At 43.9% G+C, this 24,232-nt stretch carries 25 protein-coding genes; 13 read left to right on the top strand and 12 right to left on the bottom strand.

Annotated elements, in window-relative coordinates; translation table 11 throughout:
• Position 1 precedes the first annotated feature (1 nt).
• Positions 2-1,711: an ATP-binding protein gene (locus CIK04_RS19970; protein ID WP_223848394.1), complete on the top strand. Its 1,710-nt coding sequence runs from the start codon at positions 2-4 to the stop codon at positions 1,709-1,711.
• A 148-nt stretch (positions 1,712-1,859) separates the two neighbouring features.
• On the opposite strand, the gene CIK04_RS19965 is transcribed toward CIK04_RS19970, so the two are convergent.
• Entirely contained in the window at positions 1,860-2,216 is a 357-nt protein-coding gene (locus CIK04_RS19965; RefSeq protein ID WP_097352710.1) for a DUF3693 domain-containing protein, read from the bottom strand.
• 203 nt (positions 2,217-2,419) lie between these two features.
• Between CIK04_RS19965 and CIK04_RS19960 the strand changes: the two genes are divergently transcribed.
• The 10 genes from CIK04_RS19960 to CIK04_RS19920 all read left to right on the top strand — a co-directional run bounded on the left by CIK04_RS19960 (position 2,420) and on the right by CIK04_RS19920 (position 11,025).
• Positions 2,420-2,611, top strand: a complete 192-nt coding sequence (locus CIK04_RS19960; RefSeq protein ID WP_097352709.1) for a hypothetical protein — start codon at positions 2,420-2,422, stop codon at positions 2,609-2,611.
• Positions 2,612-2,613: 2 nt separating this feature from the next.
• Complete coding sequence (locus CIK04_RS19955) at positions 2,614-4,683, top strand: replication endonuclease (RefSeq protein WP_097352708.1); 2,070 nt, start codon at positions 2,614-2,616, stop codon at positions 4,681-4,683.
• A gap of 78 nt (positions 4,684-4,761) precedes the next feature.
• Complete coding sequence (locus CIK04_RS19950; protein WP_176463388.1) at positions 4,762-5,076, top strand: chemotaxis protein; 315 nt, start codon at positions 4,762-4,764, stop codon at positions 5,074-5,076.
• Between the two features lie 57 nt (positions 5,077-5,133).
• Positions 5,134-5,232, top strand: coding sequence for a tail virion protein G7P-2 (locus CIK04_RS35625; RefSeq protein ID WP_224655563.1), 99 nt, complete (start codon positions 5,134-5,136; stop codon positions 5,230-5,232).
• A 114-nt stretch (positions 5,233-5,346) separates the two neighbouring features.
• The gene (locus CIK04_RS19945) at positions 5,347-5,583 is read left to right on the top strand and encodes a major coat protein (protein ID WP_097352706.1); all 237 of its coding nucleotides are present in this window, start codon (positions 5,347-5,349) and stop codon (positions 5,581-5,583) included.
• Positions 5,584-5,639: 56 nt separating this feature from the next.
• Positions 5,640-7,523, top strand: coding sequence for a hypothetical protein (locus tag CIK04_RS19940; protein ID WP_128824640.1), 1,884 nt, complete (start codon positions 5,640-5,642; stop codon positions 7,521-7,523).
• Positions 7,524-7,525: 2 nt separating this feature from the next.
• Positions 7,526-7,894, top strand: a complete 369-nt coding sequence (locus CIK04_RS19935) for a DUF5455 family protein (RefSeq protein ID WP_045598749.1) — start codon at positions 7,526-7,528, stop codon at positions 7,892-7,894.
• A 4-nt stretch (positions 7,895-7,898) separates the two neighbouring features.
• Entirely contained in the window at positions 7,899-9,014 is a 1,116-nt protein-coding gene (locus CIK04_RS19930; protein ID WP_097352704.1) for a zonular occludens toxin domain-containing protein, read from the top strand.
• 31 nt (positions 9,015-9,045) lie between these two features.
• On the top strand, positions 9,046-10,266 hold the full coding sequence (locus CIK04_RS19925) for a secretin N-terminal domain-containing protein (protein WP_097352703.1): 1,221 nt from the start codon (positions 9,046-9,048) through the stop codon (positions 10,264-10,266).
• A gap of 312 nt (positions 10,267-10,578) precedes the next feature.
• Entirely contained in the window at positions 10,579-11,025 is a 447-nt protein-coding gene (locus CIK04_RS19920; RefSeq protein WP_097352702.1) for a hypothetical protein, read from the top strand.
• Here the strand turns inward: CIK04_RS19920 and CIK04_RS19915 are convergent.
• The 5 genes from CIK04_RS19915 to matP form a co-directional block, all read right to left on the bottom strand.
• Positions 11,022-11,393, bottom strand: coding sequence for a phage protein (locus tag CIK04_RS19915; protein WP_097352701.1), 372 nt, complete (start codon positions 11,391-11,393; stop codon positions 11,022-11,024). The two genes, CIK04_RS19920 and CIK04_RS19915, sit on opposite strands and share 4 nt — an antisense overlap.
• Positions 11,394-11,545: 152 nt before the next feature.
• A complete protein-coding gene (locus CIK04_RS19910; protein WP_097352700.1) occupies positions 11,546-12,763 on the bottom strand; it encodes an HDOD domain-containing protein in 1,218 nt (405 codons plus the stop codon).
• A gap of 190 nt (positions 12,764-12,953) precedes the next feature.
• Positions 12,954-13,280: a hypothetical protein gene (locus tag CIK04_RS19905; protein ID WP_017422065.1), complete on the bottom strand. Its 327-nt coding sequence runs from the start codon at positions 13,278-13,280 to the stop codon at positions 12,954-12,956.
• A gap of 104 nt (positions 13,281-13,384) precedes the next feature.
• Positions 13,385-13,696, bottom strand: coding sequence for a DUF3634 family protein (locus CIK04_RS19900; RefSeq protein WP_017422066.1), 312 nt, complete (start codon positions 13,694-13,696; stop codon positions 13,385-13,387).
• 15 nt (positions 13,697-13,711) lie between these two features.
• Positions 13,712-14,161 carry a macrodomain Ter protein MatP gene (gene matP, locus CIK04_RS19895; RefSeq protein WP_011150268.1) on the bottom strand — a complete coding sequence of 150 codons (450 nt, stop codon included), beginning with the start codon at positions 14,159-14,161 and terminating at the stop codon, positions 13,712-13,714.
• A gap of 188 nt (positions 14,162-14,349) precedes the next feature.
• Between matP and CIK04_RS19890 the strand changes: the two genes are divergently transcribed.
• Positions 14,350-15,993: a Lon protease family protein gene (locus CIK04_RS19890; RefSeq protein WP_097352699.1), complete on the top strand. Its 1,644-nt coding sequence runs from the start codon at positions 14,350-14,352 to the stop codon at positions 15,991-15,993.
• A 71-nt stretch (positions 15,994-16,064) separates the two neighbouring features.
• Positions 16,065-16,583 (top strand): bifunctional 3-hydroxydecanoyl-ACP dehydratase/trans-2-decenoyl-ACP isomerase, encoded by a 519-nt coding sequence (fabA, locus tag CIK04_RS19885; RefSeq protein ID WP_011080474.1) that lies wholly within the window; start codon positions 16,065-16,067, stop codon positions 16,581-16,583.
• 142 nt (positions 16,584-16,725) lie between these two features.
• On the opposite strand, the gene rmf is transcribed toward fabA, so the two are convergent.
• The 6 genes from rmf to CIK04_RS19855 form a co-directional block, all read right to left on the bottom strand.
• Positions 16,726-16,899: a ribosome modulation factor gene (gene rmf, locus CIK04_RS19880; RefSeq protein ID WP_011080475.1), complete on the bottom strand. Its 174-nt coding sequence runs from the start codon at positions 16,897-16,899 to the stop codon at positions 16,726-16,728.
• Between the two features lie 165 nt (positions 16,900-17,064).
• Positions 17,065-18,771, bottom strand: a complete 1,707-nt coding sequence (locus CIK04_RS19875; RefSeq protein WP_045629459.1) for a DUF3466 family protein — start codon at positions 18,769-18,771, stop codon at positions 17,065-17,067.
• A 7-nt stretch (positions 18,772-18,778) separates the two neighbouring features.
• Positions 18,779-20,698, bottom strand: coding sequence for an ABC transporter ATP-binding protein (locus CIK04_RS19870; protein WP_045614661.1), 1,920 nt, complete (start codon positions 20,696-20,698; stop codon positions 18,779-18,781).
• Positions 20,676-20,918 carry a glutaredoxin family protein gene (locus tag CIK04_RS19865; RefSeq protein ID WP_039448598.1) on the bottom strand — a complete coding sequence of 81 codons (243 nt, stop codon included), beginning with the start codon at positions 20,916-20,918 and terminating at the stop codon, positions 20,676-20,678. Before CIK04_RS19865 ends, CIK04_RS19870 begins: the two co-directional genes overlap by 23 nt.
• Positions 20,919-20,929: 11 nt before the next feature.
• Positions 20,930-23,053, bottom strand: a complete 2,124-nt coding sequence (gene rlmKL / locus CIK04_RS19860; RefSeq protein WP_039448596.1) for a bifunctional 23S rRNA (guanine(2069)-N(7))-methyltransferase RlmK/23S rRNA (guanine(2445)-N(2))-methyltransferase RlmL — start codon at positions 23,051-23,053, stop codon at positions 20,930-20,932.
• 493 nt (positions 23,054-23,546) lie between these two features.
• Positions 23,547-24,089, bottom strand: a complete 543-nt coding sequence (locus CIK04_RS19855; RefSeq protein WP_017422072.1) for a cell division protein ZapC — start codon at positions 24,087-24,089, stop codon at positions 23,547-23,549.
• Between the last annotated feature and the right edge of the window lie 143 nt (positions 24,090-24,232).

Raw genomic sequence — 24,232 nt, 5'->3', positions numbered from 1 at the left:
CATGACAACGTTTGAAAAAGAAGCCCTTCACGACGCATTAGTTGAGCTTAAAAAGAGTAGGGAACTCGAAAAGCGACTAGCTGAAGAAAACAAGGCCATCCTCAGCGCAATCTCTGCGATGAGTGAAGCAAAAAATCGTCACGAAATCTTCTTAGGCCTCAATAACGTATTGAAGAAATACATCAACTTTGATGATTTTGTGGTCCTTACTCGGCACTGTGATAAAGAGAATTTCGCGACGTTGCTCACAACAAACCAAGTGTTCAATAATACAACTTGGTGTGATGGAAAAAAATTTAGCCGAGTGATCAATGGCGAATGCATCATTCTATTCGAACCCACCGAATTGTCAGAGTTTAAAGAGCTCAACAGCTTCATCAAAAGCCACATTAACTCTGTATTATTAACGGGCATTGATGCTCAGGTAACTCAATCCGTTATTCTCCTGATCGGTAATACAAAAGGGCAGTTCAGTATTGAAGCAAAAGAAACTCTCAAGCGCTTTTTGCCTTTGATAGAACGAGCTGTTATTGATATCGAAAACAAAGAGAAGTTACAACGTATCGTCGAGCTAAGGACACGAGAATTGGCATTGGCCAGAGAAGAGTCTGAGCGTGCCAACCGAGCAAAATCTGAGTTTCTAGCCATGATGAGTCATGAGTTAAGAACACCATTAAACTCCGTTTTGGGCATGTTGGATGTTCTCAAACAGTCCGACATGTCAGCAGGTCACATCAACTTGCTCTCCCATATGGAAAGTTCAGCAGGGCTGTTGCTGGCAATCATCAGCGACATACTTGATCTATCCAAAATTGAATCTGGCGAATTTTCCCTTTCACCTCAATGGATTAATATAAATGACACTGTCACTTTTGTAGTGTCACAGCAGCAATTAGTTGCTGCGTCAAAAGGGCTCAATATTGAGCTCAGCATCGAACTTGACGACAAGCGTCACTATTGGCTTGATCCCAGCCGATTATCTCAAGTGTTGTTTAATCTCATTGGTAACGCGGTGAAGTTCACTCAGCAAGGTCAGATTGATATTCGTGTGAGCCTAGAAAATGATGAGTTATCCATCTCTGTCATAGACACAGGGATTGGCATTGAGAGAGACAAAATTAGCTCTTTGTTCACCGCGTTTAAACAAGCAGATAGCTCAATTACCAGAAAATTTGGAGGCACGGGCCTAGGGCTTGCCATTACAAAACACTTGGTTGAGCTCATGTCAGGAACAGTTCGTGTTTCTAGCCAGTTTGGTAAGGGCTCGACATTTGTTGTGCAAATTCCAGTTAAAAGTCGCAAGCTAATTCGTTTGAGCCAAGATGGCACGACTAGCAAACGCGACAGAGCATTGAATGTGTTAGTCGTAGAAGATACACATTCCAATCAAATGGTTATCCAACTGCTTTTAAACAAACTTGGCCACAACGTATTTATTGCCAATAACGGAAGTGAAGCGATTGAGTTCATCGAGTCCAACACGGAGTCTCTGGATGTGGTGTTTATGGATGTGTCAATGCCAGTCATGGATGGACTCACAGCAACAAAAATTCTACGAGCAAAGGGATTTGAAGTGCCAATTATCGCTTTAACAGCCCATGCATTAGCCAGCGATAAACAAAATTGCTTAGACGTCGGTATGGACAGCTTTGTTGCTAAGCCCGTACGAAAACAAGAACTCGCCAACGCGATTGAAGCCTTAATCGTATAACCAATATAGAACCTTAAATCTTTGATTAATAAGGTTCTATATTAGGTATTTTATGGTAAATACAAATTATGTTTAATCATGAATCAGAGCATTAATACCAGTAAAGGGGAGCCGAGACAGAAACATTTCACGTAGCGCTATATATCATTTAACATAACGTACATAATACGAAGTTGGCCATTTCTAAATTTGTCAGAGCAAAAGCCCCGTAAGCCATTGAAATACCTGTTAAACCTAGCCCGTTATACTTTTTTGCGATGTTCTTCCATGCTTGCTGTGCTTCGTAACTCTTGGCTTTGTCTGCTGCTAAGTAAACTAATACCGTTTCTGTGTCGGCTCCCACTTCCTTAGCAAGAAATAGCGCTTCGTTTTCAGTTAGATAACGCTCACCATTTCTTATTCCTGATAACTTTTGCACGCTTATTCCTAAATCGTGCGCGATTTGTTTGTCTTGAATGTAATTCTTAGCGTTTTTATACGCATCTAACAGTTGGTTTATATACATTTATAAAATCCTCACCGTTTCTAGTTAACCTGATTCTAGCTTAATTATCCGCAAATACGTGTATTTACATTACGCAAATATGTGTATTAACTATACACAAATATGTGAATTCGACCGCCTCGGCTCGGGGCGTTTGCCCTTAACGCTTGCGTTTCGGCCTTGGCGGTCTCTCTCTGGGTTGTTAACTAGTTAAGGTGGTTAATATGAAAGTCCAAATTCAACTTACTTCTGGCGTTCATCCTCGCTTTCTTATGACCAATGAGCGCGGCTTTGTTGAAACAACTTCAAAGCAATCTGAGGCCGTTCGCCTTCCTCAAGCTCAAGCGGTTCAGGTTCTTGAATCCATCAAACCCAAATGGCCTTTAGCTCAACTTTCCTATGAGGTGGAGGCTTAATCATGTATCAGCGCGTTATCGATATGGCGACAGGCAAGGAGGAAATGATTGATTTCATTCCCGTCAATACCTATGCCACTGCTTCGCATATCCATGACCCGCTTTTCGCGCACATGCGTGATTATGTAGACCACACTCGCGCCGCTTATCCTGAGCAAGATTGGACGCCACCGCCTACTTATTTTGAGCAAATTCAGTCAGATTTTAATCTGGCTCCCGAGTCGCTTATCAAATCAAAAGATATTTCTTATCGTGCTGAAAAGTCCGGTACGCCTTGCGATTTGTTTCTGTCAATCAAGCGTCACGGCGGTTTTACTCGTCACATGATGCGCGCTTACGCTGATTTCGAATCAATGAATCAAAAGCAAACTGAAATCGATTCATTACATGAGTTAGAACTCGCGCATTCACGTTTGACAAAACACGGCTATAGTTACGCCATGTCAGACGACCAAATCACCGAGTTTGGCAAAGAAAAGTCATACCAATTTGCTAAGCGCGTGTTTGCCCTTCGTGGTGCTGGTGAGGCTGAGCAATTTAGAGAAGCGTGTGATTGCTTGCATTCTCTTGGTCTTGGCTTCAACCCTTCCGTCATTGAAAAAGCTGAGGAAAACGGGGAGCTTTACGCCCTAACTAATCGCGCCATTGATGAAAAATGGCTGATTCGCCAATTGCGTAGAAAGTGTGCTTATGAGCTTGAACGTGTCGCCCGTGATTTGTCGCTCGTTCAACGTCATAAGCAAATTTATTGCTCTGACTATTCCGTATTGCGTCACCGTGACCGAATCAAGTCAAATCAAACGGCTCTAGAAAAAACGGTTGCCTATGATGAGCAAAACCCCAATTGCTGGTTCACCATGTCAGAGCTTTCTGGCAAATCTGTTTCTAACCCTGCCATTCGTCGCGCTGAGATGTTTACGCGCTTAAAGGGCTTTGAGCAAATTGCACAAGAAAGCAAGCATTCAGCAATGTTCTATACCCTAACCTCTCCTTCTCGTTTTCACTGCTCCAGTAATGGCGCGGTCAATCCTAAATGGCTTGAGGCTGGTCGTCCTACTGTTCAGCGCACGCATGATTACTTAATGAAAGTGTGGCAAGACATGCGCAAATGGATGGACAAGAACGAAATCAAAGTCTACGGGATGCGCATTGTTGAGCCTCATCAAGACGGAACGCCTCATCATCACTTTCTTTTGTTCATGGAAAAACGCCATGCAAAGCTTGTTACGAAAGAGTTTAAGCGCCTTGCGTTGGTTGATTCGCCAAATGAAAAAGGCGCGAAGAAAAGACGCTTCACCTCTGAGACTATCGATTTTAATCGCGGCTCTGCTGTTGGTTATGTTGCGAAATATTTGAGTAAAAACGTTGACGGTCAGCACATTGAAACAGACCGCAATTCCAATCTATCTGGCATTGAGGCTGCTGAGCGCGTTGTTACATGGGCTCGTGTTAACCAGATTCGACAATTTCAATTTATCGGTGGCCCCTCGGTCACTGTGTGGCGTGAGTTAAGACGCTTGCGCGAAGAGTTCAAAGAGGACGACGCCATGTTTACAGACCTTTCTCAAGAGGAGCATTTCCTACTTGAAAAAGTGCGCCGCTCTGCTGATGAGGGCGACTGGAAAGCCTTTTGTTACGCAATGGGCGGCGTTCTTGTTAAGCGCAAAGACCAGACCGTGAAATCATCGTATTCCGCTGTAAATACCGTGGAAAAGCTCATTGATTCACACGGCGAGTTTGTTGCTACTCGTTACGGCGATGCCGCGCAAGCTCGTCTCAACGGTCTGATTTTCCGTGATGTATTCATCGCCACACGCTTCAAAACGTGGAAAACCGCCAACAAAGAACAGTTTATCAAAGCTCAACAGCAAATTATGGATGGTGTTGTTGATTGGTTTGATGTTCTCGAACGTGAACGCGAATACGAGCGTATGCAGGAGGAGAACTACCAACAATATGAACGCCTATGCGCTGAGCGCGAAGAATTGCAAATGCTCATGTTATACGCAGAGCCTTTAGAAATCGATGGCGTGTGTTGGGTGGGCGCAGCCCCGCCCGACACATGGCATTGATTTCCTTGGACTCGTGTCAATAACTGTCATTTTCAATTTTAACCACAACCAACTAGCAAAAAATAAGGGCAAACCACTATGAGAATGGAAGGATTAATTCTAGACGTTTCCGACATCACGCAAGAAACAAAGCGCGATTTCAATACAGGCGAGGAAAAGCTACACGGCAAGCTAAACCTCATCACCACTAACCCAACGTCCACTATTGAGGTGCGTATTGCACCTGAACTTTGGCAAGGTGGCGAATCTGGCAAGCTTCTCAAGGCTTGCGTAGGTACTCGCATGATGTTTGATGTTGAGTTCAAGAAAATGAGCTTCGCAAACAACGAGGGTAAGCACGTGGAAATTCAAGGCTTCCACCTGTTCCAATTGCCTGAACTTAAAAAACAGTAACCCTATTCAGTTCATTGGCTGAGTCAGTGAACGAATTATCAAGAGGAGCTTATCACCATGACTGATTTGCAATTTGAACAACTTTACACGCTGCACTTAGTTATCGGACTTTGCATTTGTGTAGGTCTTGGCTTAATCGCAGGGGGTCAACGATGATAAGCCCACTTGATATTGAATACCTCGCGTCAGTGGCACTAGGTTGTCTAGGTCTTGGCTGGGTATTCGGCTTTAAAATCCTATCTTTTAAAAAATTTACTGAGGTATCTATCAATGGATAAAATCAAAAACATCTTTACTCAAAAACGCCTAGCGGCTGGTGCGGCTCTTGTTTCTGTTGCTGGCTCTGCTAACGCAGCCCTTCCAGCGCATGTTACTGATGCGTTTACGTCTATCGGCACACTTGTAACCGACCTTGAAGCTCAAGCTTGGATTATCGTTCCCCTCGTATTCGTGGCGCTTGCTGGCATTGGTTTGTTCAAGAAATTTGCAAACAAAGCCGTCAGCTAATCATAACAACCAAGTGCAGGGGCTTACCTCCCTGCACTTTTTTTGGAGCCTTCCTCATGAGTATTAAACAAAGCATCGCTTTTTTCCTGTTGTTTTTTGGTGTTTCGTTTAGCGCTTTTTCATCCATGTATACTGTTACCGGAAAACTCGGCATGTCGTTTTATTGCGACGCCGTTTGGTCCTTTGAGGTGGGTGATACTTTTTCGAGCAATTTTAATCTTAAGTCTTGTGTTGGTCAGTATGCGGAGGGTCGTAAGATACTTGATGTATATATTAAGAGCGCGACGATTATGATTAAGTATCAATCTGGCTCTTCATGGTCTGTTGGGTCAGCTTATTTTGTTAATCCCGTATCCTCTTGCCCCAGTGGTCAGGAATTAAACCCAGAAACAAATAAGTGTGAGGAGCCCAAGCCGGATTGCTCCGAGGTTGCTCAGGGTGTTGTTATACCTGACCAGAAATGGCCCTTTAAGGTTTACGGGGATAGCCCACGCGTATGTTCTAAGCAATGTATTTATCGCTCCTCAACTGTTGTCTTGTGTTTTCCCGAAACTGGTGTGTGTCATGGCGATATGGTCGGCACATCCGAGTCATGCACTAACGATGGTATAGAGCCGGGCAATAATCCCCCTGACGGCTGTGTACCCGACCCTGCCGCGCCTCACACTAACCCTTACCTTTGCCCAAAAGACGAAAACGGCGATGGTCTTCCCGACCCTGGTGCCGATTTAGACCCTGAAGCCGATTGCGGTTTTAATGCTCAAGGCAAATTCTCCTGCACTGGCGGCTCTTATGATAACGGTGGTGATAATGGCGGTGATAACGGCGGTGATAACGGTGGCGACAATGGTAACTCTGAAATTCCAGACCCTAGCCCCTTTGACCCCGAGACCTCCAATCCGATTAACCCAAATCCGGTTGACCCTGAGCCCGATGTGGAAAACCCAAATACAGGCGACCCGAGCAAAGATATTGTTGAGTCAATCCGCAACCTTAATTCGGATTTGAACAAAACCATTCGCAACTTAAATGTTGATAACAACAAAAATTTTGCTGAGCTCAATACTGAGCTTGCAAAGACTACAGCCAATACCAAGGCCATTAACGACAACATCAAATTGCAGCTACAGCAAGATGTTAATTTGCATCGCAAGTTACTTAAAAAGCTTGATGCGAATTCACAATCTCAAAACGCTAAATTGACTGAAGAAATGACCGATTTAAAAACCTCAGTCAATAAGGAATTTACCGACCTTAAAAATGCTTTAGTTGGTACGGATTCCGGTTCGTTGGCTTCCACACTTGAGACTGGCTTTGATAGCGTTAGCGGTGCAATCTCTAGTGCAACCTCACATCAAACGGGTGCGCTAACTGGCGCGCTTGAGGCTCAAACGGGCGCGTTAACAGGTTCAATTGAGGGCTCAATCAAAGGTTCAACCGATGGAATTACCACCGCCCTTGATGCGCAAACGGGTGAATTAAAAGGCGCAATTGATGGCCTCCAAGGTGCTTTAAATGACTTGGCTGACAAAATCCCTGAACCTTGTGAGCCTACTGTCGAGAATAACTACTGTGAAAACCCTCACGGCTTAACCTCTGGCACAACTGAGGAAATTTTTACACAAGCTAATGATGCGTTTGACGCTTCGCTAAGCAGTGCGCAAAGCACCATTGAATCTACCCTTCTCGATTACTCCACTCGTGAAATGGTCGATAAAAATATTTTCATGCCTTACATCAATAAAGTGGTGGGGTTCATTCCGTCGTCGTCGCAATGCCAGCCTGTTGTCGCGTTTGGTTACACGTTGGATTGTCGCCCCTTCGAAATCTTTAAGCAGTTGTTTGGCTTCGTTCTCTTCATGTTAACGGGCATGTTTATCATAGATACGATTCTCTATGATTTTGCCCCCAATGCAGTAGGCGCAACTAGGAGGCGTTAATCATGGCTTTACCTGCGTTAATCCCCATTATTGGCACTATCGCGTCTAGTACAGCGACAACGGCAATTGCTACGGTTGTTGGTACTGCGGTTTCTGTGGTTGGTGGTTTCTTCACTCGCTTTTTTTCGGTTGGGTTTACCACTCGACTCGTAGCGGTTGGTTTGCTGGCGACTATTACGGGCGCGGCGATTTTGGGTGTCGTTTCAATTGGTGATTTGGTTCGCTTTGTCGCGCCGCCTCAATTTAATCATGCCATGTCTTTGATTATCCCTGACAACACGACTTTTAGTATTGGCACTATCATCAGTTGCAAGATTGCGCGCTGGCTCTATACGTGGCAATTCTTTGTCGTTGATAAGCTGTCGGGGTGATGATATGACCGTTTATTTTGTTACTGGCAAGCTTGGCAACGGCAAATCATTAATGAGCGTTGCTCGAATTCGTGAGGCGTTTGAGCGCGGTGTTCCTGTTGCGACTAACCTCGATATCAACTTAAAGAATATGCTTGGCCGAAAGGCTAAAAATGTTCGCCTCTTGCGCGTACCGGACAAACCAAGCCACGCCGATTTGGTCGCCATTGGTCGCGGAAATTTGACTTATGACGAAAAGAAAAACGGTCTCCTAGTTCTCGATGAGTGCGGCACGTGGTTTAACTCGCGCACTTGGAATGATAAGGGGCGCTCTGCCGTTATCGATTGGTGTTTGCACGCTAGAAAACTCGGGTGGGACATCATTTTTATCGTGCAAAATATCTCGATAGTCGATAAACAGGCGCGCTTATCCTTGGGTGAGCATCTTGTCATCTGTCGCCGCTTAGACCGTATGCGTATTTGGATAATTTCCCCACTTATAAGCTTATTAACACTTGGGCTTGTTGATTTGCGTTTACCTAGAATTCATGTTGGCGTGGTTAAGTATGGCGATTCAGAGCAAGCCTTAACGGTTGATAAATGGTGGTCATATGGCAAGGGGCTTTACAGTGCTTACGACACGAAACAAGCGTTCATCGATAAAAAGATTGTGACGGTCGATTCGCCCTATACCGCTAACGCAGTTCACGATACAGCTGGCGTTTATACCCTTTTGCCTCCTTTTTACACACATTACCGTTACCGTGTCACCATGACAGCGAGAAACATCATGCGAATTACCAAGATATACGGCAAGCGTTTTTCACGCCTTACTGCCTTTATGGGCGGCTTGATTGTTGCGGGTGCGATTTCTATTTCTGCCTTGCCTGACTCTGAACCTCAAACGCAAGTTGTTGAGGCTCCGCCAGTTCAGACAAAACCACTCTCTGAGCTTCTTGAGGGTTACACAATCGAGTCAGCAATGACGCCTCCCAACACCGCCCCGTCATTTGTGCTTGAAAAGGACAACGTCAGACTTTCAAGCTCACAACTTTATGCAATGGGCTTTGCTGCTACCGCTCGTAGCATTTGCAGCATAACCGTGACAGGTGATAACCAATCTTTCGAACTGCTTTGCTAGTTCCTCTTTTTAAAAGCGTTAAGGTGAAACAATGAATACTCTCAAATCAAAAGCGCTCGCTTTGGCACTGTCTTTGTTTTCTGTGCTCTTTTCGTTTTCTTCATATGCCTATGAGCCTGCGGTGTTTGAATCCAAGGACACACCTATTGCTGATTTTGTTTCTTGGTTTTCTCGTGAAACTGGTCAAACCGTTGTTCTTGGCTCTGGGGTTTCTGGCTCGGTCTCTTTTACCGCTCCTACTCTACTGCCTGACGAATACGCCTCTTTCTTTGTTTCTGTTCTTAACGCTCACGGTTACACTCTGCAAGGTGATAAGGGTCTCTATACTGTTGCTATTGACTCTGAAAAAGTAATTCCCATAGAACCTGCTTACCCTCGCCTATATCGTTTAAAACACGTTCGCAACTCTCGAATCGTTGACCTTATGGCCTCAATGCTTAAAGCCACGCAATCACAATCACTCGAATCAAAACCTATTCAGAATTACAACGTTGAAGTCCTTCCCACAACTAACGCAATCATTGTGACTGGCACACTTGATCAACTAGAAAAAATTGAGCTTCTCCTTGATGGAATTGACCGCCCTCAAAAACAGGTTTTTATTGAAGCCATTATTACTGAGACTGAGCTAGGAGATAGCCAGGACGTTGGTGTAAATATGGAAGCGGTTTTTAAAAATGCTGGTTTTGTTACTCAACCGACCATTGTTAACAAGTTAAAAGACAATCTCTTAATGTTCGATAATGGTGATTTTTCAGCAATGGTAAAGGCCGTGGCAACAATAAAGAATACCGAACTCCTATCTCGCCCTAACATGCTCATAATGGATAGAGAGCGCGGTTACATTACAGTAGGTGAAAACGTTCCTTTCCTTACCTCAAAACAGCAAACCGACGGCGGCAATACCATCCAGCAAATAGAGCGTAAAGACGTTGGCGTGTCGCTTGAGGTCGTCCCTCATGTTATGGACAATTTTGTTGTGCTCGAAATCAATCAGGAATCTAGCTCCGTAACCGATTCCGCTATCGCGGCTGACATCATCACCAAAAAGCGCACCCTAAAAACCGTGGTCAAGGTACGTGATAGTCAAACAATTGTTCTTGGCGGTCTCATTTCAACTGAGCAACGTGATTCGGTTTCAGGTGTTCCCGTTCTTATGGACATTCCATTACTGGGCGCGCTATTCCGTTCGGAAGGTACAGAAAACGTAAAGAAAGAGCTCAAGGTTGTGATTAAAACAACGATTCTCTGATTGATGCCGCTCGTTTTGTGTTTGGATGCGAGGCACGAGCTATTCAAATTCAAAAAGCGGAATTTCTGCGGCTTCAATTAAATCAAAGGTCACTTTTATCTATTGCCGACCATATCGAACTGCAAACGTAGTGCGCCAGTGTTTGAGCTAAGCGAGTCTTTGCAAACAAATCAAGAATTATGATTAATGTAACAGAATTCAAAATCTTGATTGGTGTAACAGAATTCAAAATCTTGATTGGTGTAACAGAATTCAAAATCTTGATTGGTGTAACATTAATCAAGCTCTTGAAATGTGTTACAGGAATCAAGTATGGCAGTTAAATGCAAAGTATCTATGGGTGAATCGGTTCAAAGTCTTTTAGCGCAATATCAGTCTCAATATACCGATGCTGTTCGGAGTGGTCTCTACACTGATTTTGATTTGGCGGAACACGCAAAGGAGTGGCTTGATTCTGAGCCTGACTTAGCCATGTTAGACGGCCCAAATACCCCTTTATCAGTTTACACTCGTTATCACTCTCAGATTAAACAACCTCATGGTGGAAAACGTAAAGGCGCTGGGCGGAAGAAACAAACACCCTCTTCTGTTGTTCGCGTTCCTGAGCCTCTTCAAGCTCTCGTTGGTGATTTGGTTAAACTCTATAAATCAAATCCTCATCTTTTTGATGATCCCACTCACTCCAGAGGAATATATAATTTTACTGGTAAACATGTTGTTACTATTAATCTTTCTTGGAAGTATGAAAAAGGGGCTTAACGCCCCTTAATTTTACTTATAACTCTTGCATACTTTAGCAGCTTTGATTTTGCCCGATTGTCGTCCGGTGCTGCTATCTCCAATAGCGCTATTCCTGCTAAAACCTCTTGCGCCGTCACTCTTTGCCCTGTTGGTAATTCAAGTCTATTGTGGTGCATTTTGAACCCTTCCCACTCATCACAAGATGATAAGCTTCGCCCTTTGGTGGTTCTCATAAGCCTTTTACACTCGTTTGGTATGGGTAATCCCCTATCCCATTCTTTGACTGTTCTCACACTTTTAAAACAAAGTTTTGCAGTTTCTTCTACTGTTAGACCGCATTCAAATTCACGAAAAACAAAGTTTTTTGTCATTTCGTAATACTTCATCAATGAAACTCCGAAATATCGAAGTCTCTTGAGTAATTGCTCTATAAGCAACACTTAACATAAGGCCGCATAATGCGCACTTAGCTAAGGCTTCCGTAGGGCTGCCAATCCACATAGCCAAGCAGTCACAAATTATTGAAATTAAATACAAATCACATCGACAGCGTTAAGCGTCCTGGCATTCTCGCTTGAATATCTTTGAGCGATGTTCCTGGCATTTGTACTTGAGCAAACCAATACGGTTTGTGTTTTTCTACGAATGCATTGCTATGCTGTAATCCATCATAGATTGAGAATGCCCGACCTTGTGCTAATGCAGCTCCTGCAATACTTCTTTCTTCAACAGGCACATTATCTATATCCTCAATCACGGCATTTTTGATAAACATTGCATTTGCTGGCCAATCCATGTACTCCAAAACTCGTTTAGCAAGTTGTCCCTCAAGTTCGAAAATGATTTTGGGCAAAAAAGACATATTGGCGACGACCTCAGCACAAGCGTAATATTCTTCACGCATATCTTGCTCTCGGTATTTGAGCATCATCTCAACTAAAGCGTCTTCAAATGTATGCGTAAAATGGTTTGATGCGAGAAACTGGCCAACTGTTCTCAACACACCAATCAAGATGCCTGCATCGGGCTCTTTGAAATTTGCATCTTGTAAGCGCATTCTAGTGACATTCGCCGTGACTATCATATGTTGCCACATTTTAGGGGCAATCAACTTGGTATTCGCATCGGACCATTTGAGCATCGGTCTAGCCATCAGAACAGGGAAAAGTAAACGGCAATTTTCTATGCCTATCTGCCCTATTGCTATCTTTGCATCGGTCACACTTTTCGATGACTTCCCTATACGTTCGCAGAATTTAGGGTTTGTAACGAGATCTAAAATACTTGAACTAAGCTGATGACTCAGGGTTGTCAAGGTACTCAGCTTGGAGAAACTCAAGGATGGTGAGTACGCGAACGAAGCAAGATGATCAAAGTTAGGTACGCCATTAAACAATTTGTCGATGGGCGTATTGAGTAGTTTCTCAATCATCATGTGCTCAGCATGGCGGGTAACATCCACAACGACACGTTTATGGGTGTTTTGTCTTGCTTTTACCTGTTCACGCCGCTCAACCACTTTAGCCTGCTCACACTCTAATAAAATGCGTTGATTGCGAGTGATGCGCTCATCTTCTGAGAAAATAACGTCTTCGCAATAGCGACCTTGTAAACTAAGTAGGTTATCAACGTTAGACTGATCGAGAATGTATTTCATACTCACTAACCACTTGGCATGTCTAACATTAACCTCATTTGCCACTTGTTCCGCTGTTTCAATCGCTTCTTGTGTATACCGTCTGTTGGCGAGTAGCAAATCTGTATCCCTTTAAAGATTTATCACTAGTTTTAGTTTATTCCATAGAGAACAAAAATGAAAAATCAAAGTGACATTGCTTCCATTATTTGATCTTGAAATTGCCTACTCTGTCACTATAAGTCACTGACAACATTAATTCTTGAGTAGTAAACGTACACAACACATCGTTCTTTCTATCAACTATTGATTAGCTCGAGATGTGAATGAAGATCATACGTTCCGGCACCTTATAGCGAAACTTACTGCCGACTTTGATTGTTTGCTTCGCAAAGCGACATATTTTGGCATCACCCGTCCCATTGACCTTCTCAACCACCGCATGCTTATCCGTGTGATTAAAATAGACGACAACGTCGCAATAGCCCGAATAGTGGACAAACTCTTTGTCGATTTTCTTTTGAACTGACTTTTTTAGCTTTAATGCTATTGGGTTACGAGTGGAATCATCGGCATGAATCGCACTTGGATAGAAGAGTAAAAGAGATGAAAGAAGAAAGGTGACACTGTATCGCATAATTTTTCCAAATGAAAATACAATACAGTGCGCAGACTGGATGATATACGTCGATTCTATTCAATTGCATGGTGGATTAGTGATTGTTGCAATTGATATGTTTATTAGGCGTGTTTCTTACCTTTGCTAGACTTAAATCCTTGATGTGGAAATACGTTACGAATTCTTTGTTGGACTTTCTTTGGCACTTGTTTATTGAACACCAACTTTGCACCAGTACGTAAGCTGTAAACTTTCATTTCACCATCAAAAGGCGTCTTCTCGCCAATCTCCACTAAATTATGGCGAAAAGACGGTGGCAAGTTCCCTTTGACTGAATGAATATGCCCTTCTTTAAAGGAAACTTTCAATACGGGGCGATCAATGGCCACTAGCCAAAAGATAACGATTGCGGCCACAATAATGACATACAACATGTGTGTTCTCCTGCACTAATCGGATAATAACTTGCTTAAGTCTTCTTTCAGAGTGGATACGGCTGCACTCGCCTTTTCGCTACGAGAAGCTTCACTCAGTAAATATTCAATAGCGTCGGACAATGTACAACCCAGCTCATTCGCACGTGTCGATAGCTTTTCCCATACACGATAATCTAAATCGATGGATTTTTTCTTTGTATGGATCTGCTCAGCGTTGAAATGGCGCTTGCGTTTGGCACGAATGGCTTGTTTGAGTTTCTTGTCAAGCTCCTCCGCCATGTGCAAATCAATCCACTCGAGGACTTTGGTCGGTTCATGTTCTAACTTTCTTAGTTCAGAAACCGCATGGTCAGCTTCACTCGAATCAATATATTTAGTGATGGTTTCTCCATCTTTCCACTTATTGATCAAATACTGCCATTTCCACCCACATTCCAAGTTTTCGAGTTGTTGATATTTCATTTTTCCATGTCCTAGCGCTACTTAGGGTGACAGCGTAACCCATGTGGGTTTAATTCTCAACAATACGTGGTCGAAGGATAGAGAGAGATCAACTTTTTCCTCCCTCACCATCTATTTAGCCGGATTTAACTGCAGATTTTGTTGGTTCTGATATACTCCGCTGCAATTAAAGTTTATGAAGAAAGTCAATGAACCAAATTAACTGGCAAGCCGTTACGCCACAATTCGATCAATTTGAATCGTCTTTTGCTAATCTTCACTCTATTGAGTTAACCCATTATTTTGAGCTACAAGAGCGTGCATTAGCAACATTCCGCCACTTTACCCTTCTTTCTGGAATGGCTCGTTTCTTGGTGATTAATTGTTGTGATAACCCTATCTATCGTGGTTTGGTTGAAGAAGGATTGAACTCTATTGATCCTGAACTAGTGGTACTAAAAACAGAGACACTCTCTCCTTCTCATCTCTTTGACTGCTATAAACTTAATGTTAATGGTGACGTCGAAATCATTGCAGGATTGTTCTCTAAAGCTCGTGGTGGCATTGTCACTGTCTCTGCGAATTTGCTGCTTGCAAATCCAGGCTCTTGGCCAGCGATTAAGGCGGCAGTACTTGGCGAATCCCTACCCATTTCTCCATTAAAACCCGAGTGGCAATCATCACACCTAGAACCGACTTGCTACGACATAAAATTGGTTATTACTGGTGATCGTGGGCAGTTGGCGGATCTTGAGTATCTTGATCCTGATCTCTTCTCACCAATGACTTTGTTCAGCGAACTCGAAGAAGATTTTCACCTAGGTGAAGAGAATCTGGATGCCTATGTCGGCTACATTAAATGGATATGTGACCGCTACCGTCTACCCAGTTTTGATAAAGATGCACTACACCGTTTGTTGATTGCCGGCGTTCGTGAAACAGAAGACCAACATTATCTGCCCCTCTCCCCAATTTGGCTTCACCAATGGCTCTCTCTGGCAGCTATTGAATCGCAAGGCTACCAGATCAACGGTGAGCACATGGATACAGCCATTGAGGAAAAATGTTTCCGTGAGTCTTATCTCCCCCAGCGCGCTATCGACGATATCCTTGATGGCCAAGTGATCATTGAAACAACGGGCGAGCAAATCGGCCAGATTAACGGCCTCACCGTTATTGATGTCGCAGGTCACCCAGTTTCTTATGGTGAGCCAGCTCGAATTTCTTGTGTTATCCATTTTGGTGATGGTGATATTTCTGACGTTGAACGTAAAGCCGAGCTCGGTGGAAATCTTCACGCCAAGGGTATGATGATCATGCAAGCACTTGTCAGCAGTGCGCTGCAACTCGATGCACCACTGCCTTACTCTGCTTCTATTGTATTCGAGCAATCTTACAGTGAAGTCGATGGAGATAGTGCGTCACTTGCTGAATTTTGCTGCCTTGTCAGCGCCCTATCTGAGTACCCCATCAATCAGCAAATCGCGGTGACGGGTGCAGTGGACCAATTTGGCCGTGTACAGGCAGTAGGAGGCCTAAATGAAAAAATTGAAGGCTTCTATCAGGTTTGTAAACACCAAGGCTTCACCGGCGAGCAAGGGGTTATTCTACCGGAAACGAACTTAAAACATCTGGCACTTCATAAAGACGTGGTCGAAAGCATTAAACTCGGTGAGTTTCATATTTGGGCGGTATCCGATGTTGAAGATGTGATCCCAATCATTATGAATAAGCCATTTTGTGGTGAAGACGAAGATAGCGTGCTCAACAAAATTGCTGAAAGAATCGATAACTTTACGAAGCATGATCATCCGCAAGGCTTTGTTCAATGGATTAAAAACTGGTTTGTCTAGTACTGATCGGAGTTGTTTAGCGTACACCTGTTCACTAACATGCCTGTGTCTAAAATTGGAGTTTACAAACAATGCAGAATAAACGTGAATCATATACCCGCGAAGATCTTTTAGCCTCTAGTCAAGGTGAACTGTTTGGCCCTGGTTACCCTCAGTTACCAGCACCAAACATGTTGATGATGGACCGAGTAACCAAAATGTCAGAAACTGAAGGCGACTTTGGTAAAGGCCTCATCTTGGCTGAGCTAGATATCAAACCGGATCTATGGTTCTTTGACTGCCATTTCCCTGGCGACCCAGTGATGCCTGGTTGTCTTGGCTTGGATGCGATGTGGCAGTTAGTTGGTTTCTTCCTTGGTTGGGTTGGCGGCAAGGGCAAAGGCCGCGCTTTGGGTGTTGGTGAGGTTAAATTTACTGGTCAAATCCTCCCTACAGCGAAAAAGGTGACCTACGAGATCCACATGAAACGAGTTGTCAATCGTAAGCTTGTTATGGGTCTAGCGGACGGCCGAGTTCTTGTCGATGGTAAAGAGATTTACGTCGCTAAGGATCTAAAAGTGGGTCTTTTCCAAGATACCTCTGCATTCTAAACAACACCGCTTTCCAGTTATTTTGATGAAACGGCTCTTTGGGCCGTTTTTTCTTGCGCCTTTCATTTTTATTCCGCCCAATAATAGAAAAGACCCACATCGTGGGCCCTTCTTTAAAATCCTTCTGTGTTGTATGTGGACATCATTTATAGAGACCAGAGAGTTTGTCACTTCTGGCATCACGCCAACCACCTAACCAATACGAACGAGCGTCCATCTGTTGATAAGGACATTCTTCCTGAGATCTACCGTTTAAGCCTGCCTTGTAGCCTTGGGATTGTGCTCGTTCTAGGCGATCACGCTTTTGTCTCTTCATAATTTCTACCTCATACAGGTCCATTAGAACTAACGTACTACTGTGAAACTTTGATGGAGCTTTTGTGACTCCACAATTAAGAATCGATCAAATGAAGGGATTTCTCAAGCGATAAAAAAGGCACAACTTCAAAATTGTGAAGCTGTGCCTAGTTTAAAAAATAGCCTATTTTCTGCGGAAACCAAATAAAACCAGTAATGTCAAAGACAACCAACCAAGTCCTGCTCCGCTACGCTCTGCTGCGGCTTTTTCAACTGGACGCGTATTAATGTTACTTGCATCCGCATCTGCGATAGGAATTAGCTTAACAGCAACCACAGTTTCCTCTTTGGAACCTTCACCACAATATGAGTTGTGTGCGGTTGTATCGTAGCCACCTTCACACTTGATTGCTGTCGCGGAAATCACACCAGCATCATTGATATCCGTTGCGTCGATAATACGATATTGGTTGTTTTCAACAGGCGCGTTAGAACCATTGGTAAGGTCATCCAAATACCACGCTTTGTTATCGAATATCGATATTCTACTTTCAACAGAACCATTTGCCTCATAAGGCAGAATAAATGCACGTTTACGACGCGGCTTGCCGTCGATCTCTCGAGTATCTTCAGCGTCCAACTGACCGACAATTTCATTGTATTTGTTGATGCCACCCATTTTACCGCCTGCACCAGAGAAGAAGATCCCCCCTAACTCAGGTAGAAATGTCGCCGAAACACTTTCGGCTCTAACATCTTTGACCAAGAATAGTCGATTGGCTGCTGAACCTTCGGAAGGTTTACCGCCAGCGCGCTTTGCTTCGCCTATTGCGACAAAGTTACTGTTTACGTTAGTAACAACAGAATTGCTATGGATAATGTCGCCACTGATCTTCATCTGCGCGCCACTAACTTGTTTGCTTTGCCAAGTAGAGTCTTTTAATGCACCGCCAGCGTCAAACGTACCAACAAACACGCTGGCATCAATATAGTTGTCATCTGCGTAAGTGTTGTAACCAACACCGTAGACTTTGTTGTTTGTCGAATCGACAACCACATCACGCATACTTCCCTGCGCTAAACGTTCACCATCTCTATCTGCGCCTTGAGGCCAATCCAACTGTTTCACTACGCCAGCAGCGTCCCAAATGGCCGCTTTGCTCGTATAGTGTGTGCCGTTTTCATTACCGGTTTTAGAGGAAACGCTGCCTACAGTGTAAGTACCATCGGTTTTCCAAGCTCGTGATTGATAGAAATCAGTTTCCGTGTCTGTGTCGCTGACCTTTTCATACACAGGCATCACTGGCGCCACGACTTTATTGCGGGTCTGTAACGTCCCTTCATCATTGACAATGCTTTGATTTCCAACGGGTGAACCGCTTTCCGTTAAACTGTTAATGACATTGTTGAATTTATTGGTGTAAGCGCTTTGATTACCTTCCACAAAAGCCAGTGCGTTTGAAGTATAGTCTTTGCTTAGCTCTTTATACCAAGGAGCCCAGTGAATCGATGCCCACGTTTCACACGTCGAATAACGCAGTTCGTTGTAGCAATAACGCTCAAAGTCATCAAACTCTTGGATGTACCCAAATGTCGCATCCATCGCAAACGGAAGCTCTTCTCGATAGCTCACACCATCGACACTGACACGAGTCTCAAGCGCGAGTTTGAACTGATCATCTGTACAATTAGCACCATTTGCGAAACAACCGGTTTCGAAAGCGACATCACCTTGTTGAATTGCAACACCATAAGCATCGTTATAGGTTGATGAACTTCCATTGAGTGCAGGATCAACTTCAACGACCTTATACAATGCGGCGTTGGCATTCATGGCGCTACCAACGAGTAGCGCGACTGTGGTTAATTTGAATCTAGTACTGCAATTCATCTATTTATTAACTGTCCTGTTGCATAGCTTCGAGCTCTTCCCATCTCTCGAAAGCAATTTCTAATTCCTGCTCCAGTGCGGCAAGTTGCTCTAGCACTGGTTGCGTTGTCTCTACGGGTTGAGCAAAAAACTCTGCGGAGTTTACTTGCTCTTGAAGCGCTTCAATATCCGCTTCCAACTGTTCTAACTTGGCAGGTAGTGCTTCAAGTTCTCGTTGGAGCTTATATGATAACTTCTTAGAGGTATTCTTAGCTGGCGCAGTTTTGGGAGTTTCCTCAACGACTTTTGCTTTAGGCGCTGATTTTTCCATCACTTCACGTGCTTCGATCGCTTGTTTGCGCTGCTGTTGAGCATCATGATAGCCACCGACAAACTCTTCGATTTTTCCTTCACCTTCAAAGATCCAGCTTGTCATGACGGTATTATCCACAAACTGTCGGTCGTGGCTAACCAGCAGTAGAGTACCTTGATAATTGGCAAGCAATTCTTCTAAAAGTTCCAATGTTTCGATATCTAAATCGTTAGTTGGTTCGTCGAGAATCAATAAATTGTTCGGTTTTAGGAAGATGCGAGCAAGAAGCAGACGGTTTTTTTCACCACCTGAAAGTGCTTTGACAGGTGTACGAGCACGCTTCGGTGAGAACAGGAAATCCTGAAGATAGCTCAAAGCATGGCGTTCTCGCCCACCCACGGTGACTTCTTGTTTACCATCCGCTAGGTTATCAATGACCGTCTTTTCAGGATCCAAAATTTCTCGATATTGGTCAAAATACGCAACCTCCAGCTTAGTACCACAATGCAGCCGGCCAGATTCCGGTTTTAGCTGATCCAGCAGTAACTTAAGGACCGTGCTCTTGCCACAGCCATTAGGGCCAATAAGCGCAATTCGATCACCACGCATGATATTAAAACTGAAATCATCAACAATTTTCTTTCCATCGAATGAAAACTGCAGTTTTTCTGCTTCGAAGACAATCTTGCCAGAGCGTGCGGCGTCATCAATTTGGATTTTGGCTTTACCTTGTACGTCAACTCGACTCTGGCGTTCCTCTCGCAGCTTTTTAAGTGCCCGAACACGACCTTCATTACGTGTTCGGCGTGCTTTGATGCCTTGACGAATCCACACTTCTTCCTGAGCAAGCTTCTTATCAAACTCTGCGTTTTGCATCTCCTCAACACGAAGCATTTCTTCTTTTTCAATAAGGTAGTTGTCGTAATCGCCAGGAAAAGAGGCAAGTTTACCGCGGTCAAGGTCAACGATACGCGTTGCCATTGCTTTGATGAAGGCTCGGTCGTGGGAAATAAAAATGATGGAGCCACGGAAATCTTTGAGGAACGTTTCTAGCCATTCAATGGTCGTAACATCGAGGTGGTTAGTTGGCTCATCTAGTAGCAAAACGTCTGGATCACATACTAGCGCTTTCGCCAGAGCAGCTTTGCGTTGCCAACCGCCCGACAGATCGGTGAGCTTCGTTTCAGCATCCAGCTTTAATGCCGCCAACACATGCTTAACTCGGTCTTCAAATCGCCACGCGTTGGCGTGATCAAGCTGTTCTTGCACTCTCGCTAAGCGGTTAATGTTCTTTTCCGTTGGCTCTTGAGCGACAAGATCGAGAAGATCATGATAGATCTTTAATTGTTCGCCAATTTCAGCTAGCCCACTTGCCACATAATCGTAAACCGTTCCTGGTTCGTTTCGTGGGGGGTCTTGTTCTAAGCGCGATACAACGACATCTTGAGTGATCTGTAGCTTACCATCATCGAGAATCACCTCGCCCGCTAGAACTTTCATTAAGGTCGATTTACCCGCCCCATTGCGTCCTACCAAACAAACTCGCTCATGCTCTTGAAGTACAAAATCAGCTTTATCAAGTAGAGGATTATCGCCAAAGGCGAGTTGACCATTATGAATGGTAAGTAATGCCATTATCGTCCAACCATTGTTTTAATTTTTCTAGATCAAAGGGCCAGCCAAGCTCTGACCCTTGAGAATTTAAGACAGGAATCGTGACCCCGTAACGAGAAAATAGCGCATCATCAAACGCGATATCAATCACTTGAACTTGTTCAGCAATGCCTGCTTGTTCCACCAACTCGTAGGCCATCTCACACAGATGGCATCCTTCGGTACCGTATAAGGTGATCACGTTCCTTGTTCCTATTTTTTGTGGGTGACGACCCAACAGTTATGAATATGTTTGTTTCTTGAGAAATCGAGTGGCAGCGTCTGAGAAGAAATATTCTTCGCGTCTAAACCCAACTCTTCCATCGCTTCCATATCCATTTTGAAATGACGCTTGTTATTAGAGAAAACAATCGTGCCGTTTTCTCTTAGCAAACGTTTTAAGTTTTTCATCAGTTTGATGTGGTCGCGCTGAACGTCAAACGAATCTTCCATGCGCTTTGAGTTTGAAAACGTAGGCGGATCGATAAAGATTAAATCGTACTGCCCCTGCGCTTTCTCTAACCACTGTAAACAATCTGCCTGCTCAAACTTATGTTGACGTCCGACACAACCATTTGCAGACATGTTGTCTTTTGCCCACTCAAGGTAGGTGTTCGACATGTCGACCGTTGTTGTCGAGCTGGCACCGCCAAGAGCGGCGTGTACCGTGGCACTCCCTGTATAAGCAAACAGGTTAAGGAAATCGGCTCCTTTTGCCATTTCACCCAAACGACGGCGCGTGATCTTATGATCTAGGAACAACCCCGTATCCAGATAATCGTACAAATTGACGATCAGCTTTGCACCATACTCGTTAACTTCCATTCGCTCAGAAACTTGACCCAATTTTTGATATTGGTTACGGCCTTTTTGTTTCTCACGAACCTTCAGCACAACTTTGTTGGCTTCTACGCCAGTTACCTGAATCGAAGCACGAATGATGTCCGTCAGACGACGCTTTGCCTTCTCTTCCGGAATATCTTTTGGTGCGGCGTATTCTTGAATCACCAAGTGATCTTGATAGACGTCTATCGCCACGTTGTATTCTGGTAGGTCGGCATCATAGATACGGTAACAATCGAGCTGTTCTCTTTGAGCCCATTTGCCAATCTTACCGATGTTTTTCTTTAGGCGGTTAGCAAAGTCTGGTGCGATAGAAAGCGGGCCATCTGCACCTTCAATCTGCTCTGCACTTCTCTGAGCGATCGTGTAATTCTTTTGGTGACAAGGTAACGCACCGTTATTCAGTTTAAACTGTTTTTCTGCACGCATGCGAAGACAGCTCAGCAGCTCATCGGAACTGGAAAAAATAGATGCTGTACAACCACCAAACTGTGCTTTTAACTGACCACCAAATGCTGTGTATAGTGCAATCAATCCTGGTTCTGTACCAAGTCGCTCACCATAAGGCGGGTTACAAACAATCACACCATTCTCAAACTCTTGAGGACGTGACACTGTAGCGGCGTCACCCAACTTAAATTCGATAAGATCCGCAACCCCTGCTCTACGAGCGTTATCTTGGGCAATTTTCAGCACTTTTTCATCATTATCAAAGCCATAGAATCTTGCGCCAACTTTTTTGACACCTCTTCGAGCAATGACATTTGCTTCTGATTTTATTTCTGCCCACACTTCTGGCTCGAAATCTTCAAGTGATTCAAAGACCCACTTTTCGCGTTTTACTCCAGGCGCCATGTTTGCTGCCATCATGGCCGCCTCTATCAACAACGTACCTGAACCACACATTGGATCCAAAAGCGGTTGTTCCTCTGTCCAGCCTGAGCGAAGGATGATAGCAGCAGCCAAGGTTTCACGGAGTGGCGCTTTACCAGACGCAGGACGATAGCCACGTTGGTGCAAGCCATTCCCGACCATATCAACACCAAGAATCGCTTTGTCTTTGTGGAGACGAACATGAATACGCACATCCGGACGCTCTTTGCTGATATTTGGACGTGGTAGGTTTTTCTTTTCGAAACAATCTACGATGCCATCTTTCACTTTCATCGCACCGTACTGGCTGTTACGAATCTCACGGTTCGTGCCGTTGAAATCAACCACAAACTTCTTAGTGCTGTGGAATTGATTTACCCAATTGATAGAGGACGTTGCTAAATACAAGTCCATATCACTTTGACAGGTAAACTCGGACAACACGCGAACAAAACGCGATGCCAATCTACTCCATAGACAGCAGCGATAAACCTGTTCATTAGAGGCTTTAAATCTTACCCCAGCCTGTACTGGCTTAGCGTCTGCAATTCCAAGTTTTGTTAGTTCTTCAGCAAGAAGGTTCTCAAGACCATTTGAGGTAACCGCAAGATATTGGTTCATAGTGTTCTTTAGCTATTAAAAATGGCGTTGATTATACCTGACAAATCCACTCCATGCCTCGCATTTCAAGGACTTTTCTCATCTCCTTATAAGCCAGCGTATCAACTGGTCGTTTTATCGTCGTGAATTAATAACACCAATTCAGAAGTGATGAACGAAACGTATGCAATCCTAAACGAAAATTCGGTTCAAATCACGATAGTGAATGCTTATTCACATAAAAACTGGACTATACCAGAGCGAATTTATGTTGGTAATTTAATTACAAAACCACTTAAAAGAGGGAATTTTTTACTCTATCGATGATATTTCGCCGGCAAAAGTGGACGTTTTACGAACTAAAAATGTGTAAAAAATGTCGACCAGATTGCACTACAAGCTCTCATAGTCGCAATATTTAGACGAACGAACACAATGAACAGAGGTAGGAGAAGGCAAAAAAAATCGGCCAGAAGGCCGATGAAAAATGTATAGGAACGAAAATTAGGAAAGGTTATCCGACTAATGCCATAGGCATTAGCGTATTCATTCTTGCAGCAGTAGACATGCGATCGTGCATGACTTTGATGGCTTCACCATAACTTAAGCTCTTTGAGCTGCTTAGCATAAAGCCTTCAAGCTCTACACAGCTGACTAAGCTTGCATTGTCCCCTGCTTCCAAAACGATAAACAGCCCTTGATTCAAGCCATTTTGCAGTTGTACAAGCTCCCCTTCACTGGGTTGGTAATCCGAACCTGTAGAATGGAAAAACCAACTCTTGGGTTGGACTGGCTTATGAAAGCGCTTAGCAGCAACGCAGTAGAGCGTTAGCTCATCTCTGCGATATTCACTCAAATCAAGCGATGACAGGCATTCTTTAAAAGTTTGAAAGGCACTTGCGTCATCGACTGTGAAGTCGTTGTAGGAGAAAGCGCAGTCCACCAGCAATTTATCACTGAGATTGGTTTGAAATAGATATCTATCGCCTAAGTCAAGCATTAGACGGCCTGACGGCTTATCAAAATACCAGCTCCATTTATCACTTGGTTTAAGCATCATTCTATTCTCACACTGACTGATTCACAGAGGTAAACGCTTAATTACCCTCCAACTGCTTTGATTCTACAAACGAATGAATAAAAAAAAAGAGGAAACCAAGTCCTCTTTTTTCTGTTAGAAAAGCTGTTATGTCAGTATGT

The sequence above is a fragment of the Vibrio sp. 03_296 genome, from assembly GCF_002265885.1.
Note: the sequence above shows the minus strand (reverse complement) of the source record. Positions and strands in the feature narration are given on the sequence as shown.

Coding starts and splice junctions, on each gene's coding strand:
- CIK04_RS19905 (WP_017422065.1), bottom strand. CDS start 13,280: ATGCGATACAGTGTCACCTTTCTTCTTTCATCTCTTTTACTCTTCTAT.
- CIK04_RS19930 (WP_097352704.1), top strand. CDS start 7,899: ATGACCGTTTATTTTGTTACTGGCAAGCTTGGCAACGGCAAATCATTA.
- CIK04_RS19890 (WP_097352699.1), top strand. CDS start 14,350: ATGAACCAAATTAACTGGCAAGCCGTTACGCCACAATTCGATCAATTT.
- CIK04_RS19945 (WP_097352706.1), top strand. CDS start 5,347: ATGGATAAAATCAAAAACATCTTTACTCAAAAACGCCTAGCGGCTGGT.
- CIK04_RS19900 (WP_017422066.1), bottom strand. CDS start 13,696: ATGTTGTATGTCATTATTGTGGCCGCAATCGTTATCTTTTGGCTAGTG.
- CIK04_RS19940 (WP_128824640.1), top strand. CDS start 5,640: ATGAGTATTAAACAAAGCATCGCTTTTTTCCTGTTGTTTTTTGGTGTT.
- rmf (WP_011080475.1), bottom strand. CDS start 16,899: ATGAAGAGACAAAAGCGTGATCGCCTAGAACGAGCACAATCCCAAGGC.
- CIK04_RS19855 (WP_017422072.1), bottom strand. CDS start 24,089: ATGCTTAAACCAAGTGATAAATGGAGCTGGTATTTTGATAAGCCGTCA.
- CIK04_RS35625 (WP_224655563.1), top strand. CDS start 5,134: ATGACTGATTTGCAATTTGAACAACTTTACACGCTGCACTTAGTTATC.
- rlmKL (WP_039448596.1), bottom strand. CDS start 23,053: ATGAACCAATATCTTGCGGTTACCTCAAATGGTCTTGAGAACCTTCTT.
- CIK04_RS19950 (WP_176463388.1), top strand. CDS start 4,762: ATGAGAATGGAAGGATTAATTCTAGACGTTTCCGACATCACGCAAGAA.
- CIK04_RS19935 (WP_045598749.1), top strand. CDS start 7,526: ATGGCTTTACCTGCGTTAATCCCCATTATTGGCACTATCGCGTCTAGT.
- CIK04_RS19875 (WP_045629459.1), bottom strand. CDS start 18,771: ATGAATTGCAGTACTAGATTCAAATTAACCACAGTCGCGCTACTCGTT.
- CIK04_RS19970 (WP_223848394.1), top strand. CDS start 2: ATGACAACGTTTGAAAAAGAAGCCCTTCACGACGCATTAGTTGAGCTT.
- CIK04_RS19925 (WP_097352703.1), top strand. CDS start 9,046: ATGAATACTCTCAAATCAAAAGCGCTCGCTTTGGCACTGTCTTTGTTT.
- CIK04_RS19955 (WP_097352708.1), top strand. CDS start 2,614: ATGTATCAGCGCGTTATCGATATGGCGACAGGCAAGGAGGAAATGATT.
- fabA (WP_011080474.1), top strand. CDS start 16,065: ATGCAGAATAAACGTGAATCATATACCCGCGAAGATCTTTTAGCCTCT.
- CIK04_RS19915 (WP_097352701.1), bottom strand. CDS start 11,393: ATGAAGTATTACGAAATGACAAAAAACTTTGTTTTTCGTGAATTTGAA.
- CIK04_RS19965 (WP_097352710.1), bottom strand. CDS start 2,216: ATGTATATAAACCAACTGTTAGATGCGTATAAAAACGCTAAGAATTAC.
- CIK04_RS19960 (WP_097352709.1), top strand. CDS start 2,420: ATGAAAGTCCAAATTCAACTTACTTCTGGCGTTCATCCTCGCTTTCTT.
- CIK04_RS19920 (WP_097352702.1), top strand. CDS start 10,579: ATGGCAGTTAAATGCAAAGTATCTATGGGTGAATCGGTTCAAAGTCTT.
- matP (WP_011150268.1), bottom strand. CDS start 14,161: ATGAAATATCAACAACTCGAAAACTTGGAATGTGGGTGGAAATGGCAG.
- CIK04_RS19870 (WP_045614661.1), bottom strand. CDS start 20,698: ATGGCATTACTTACCATTCATAATGGTCAACTCGCCTTTGGCGATAAT.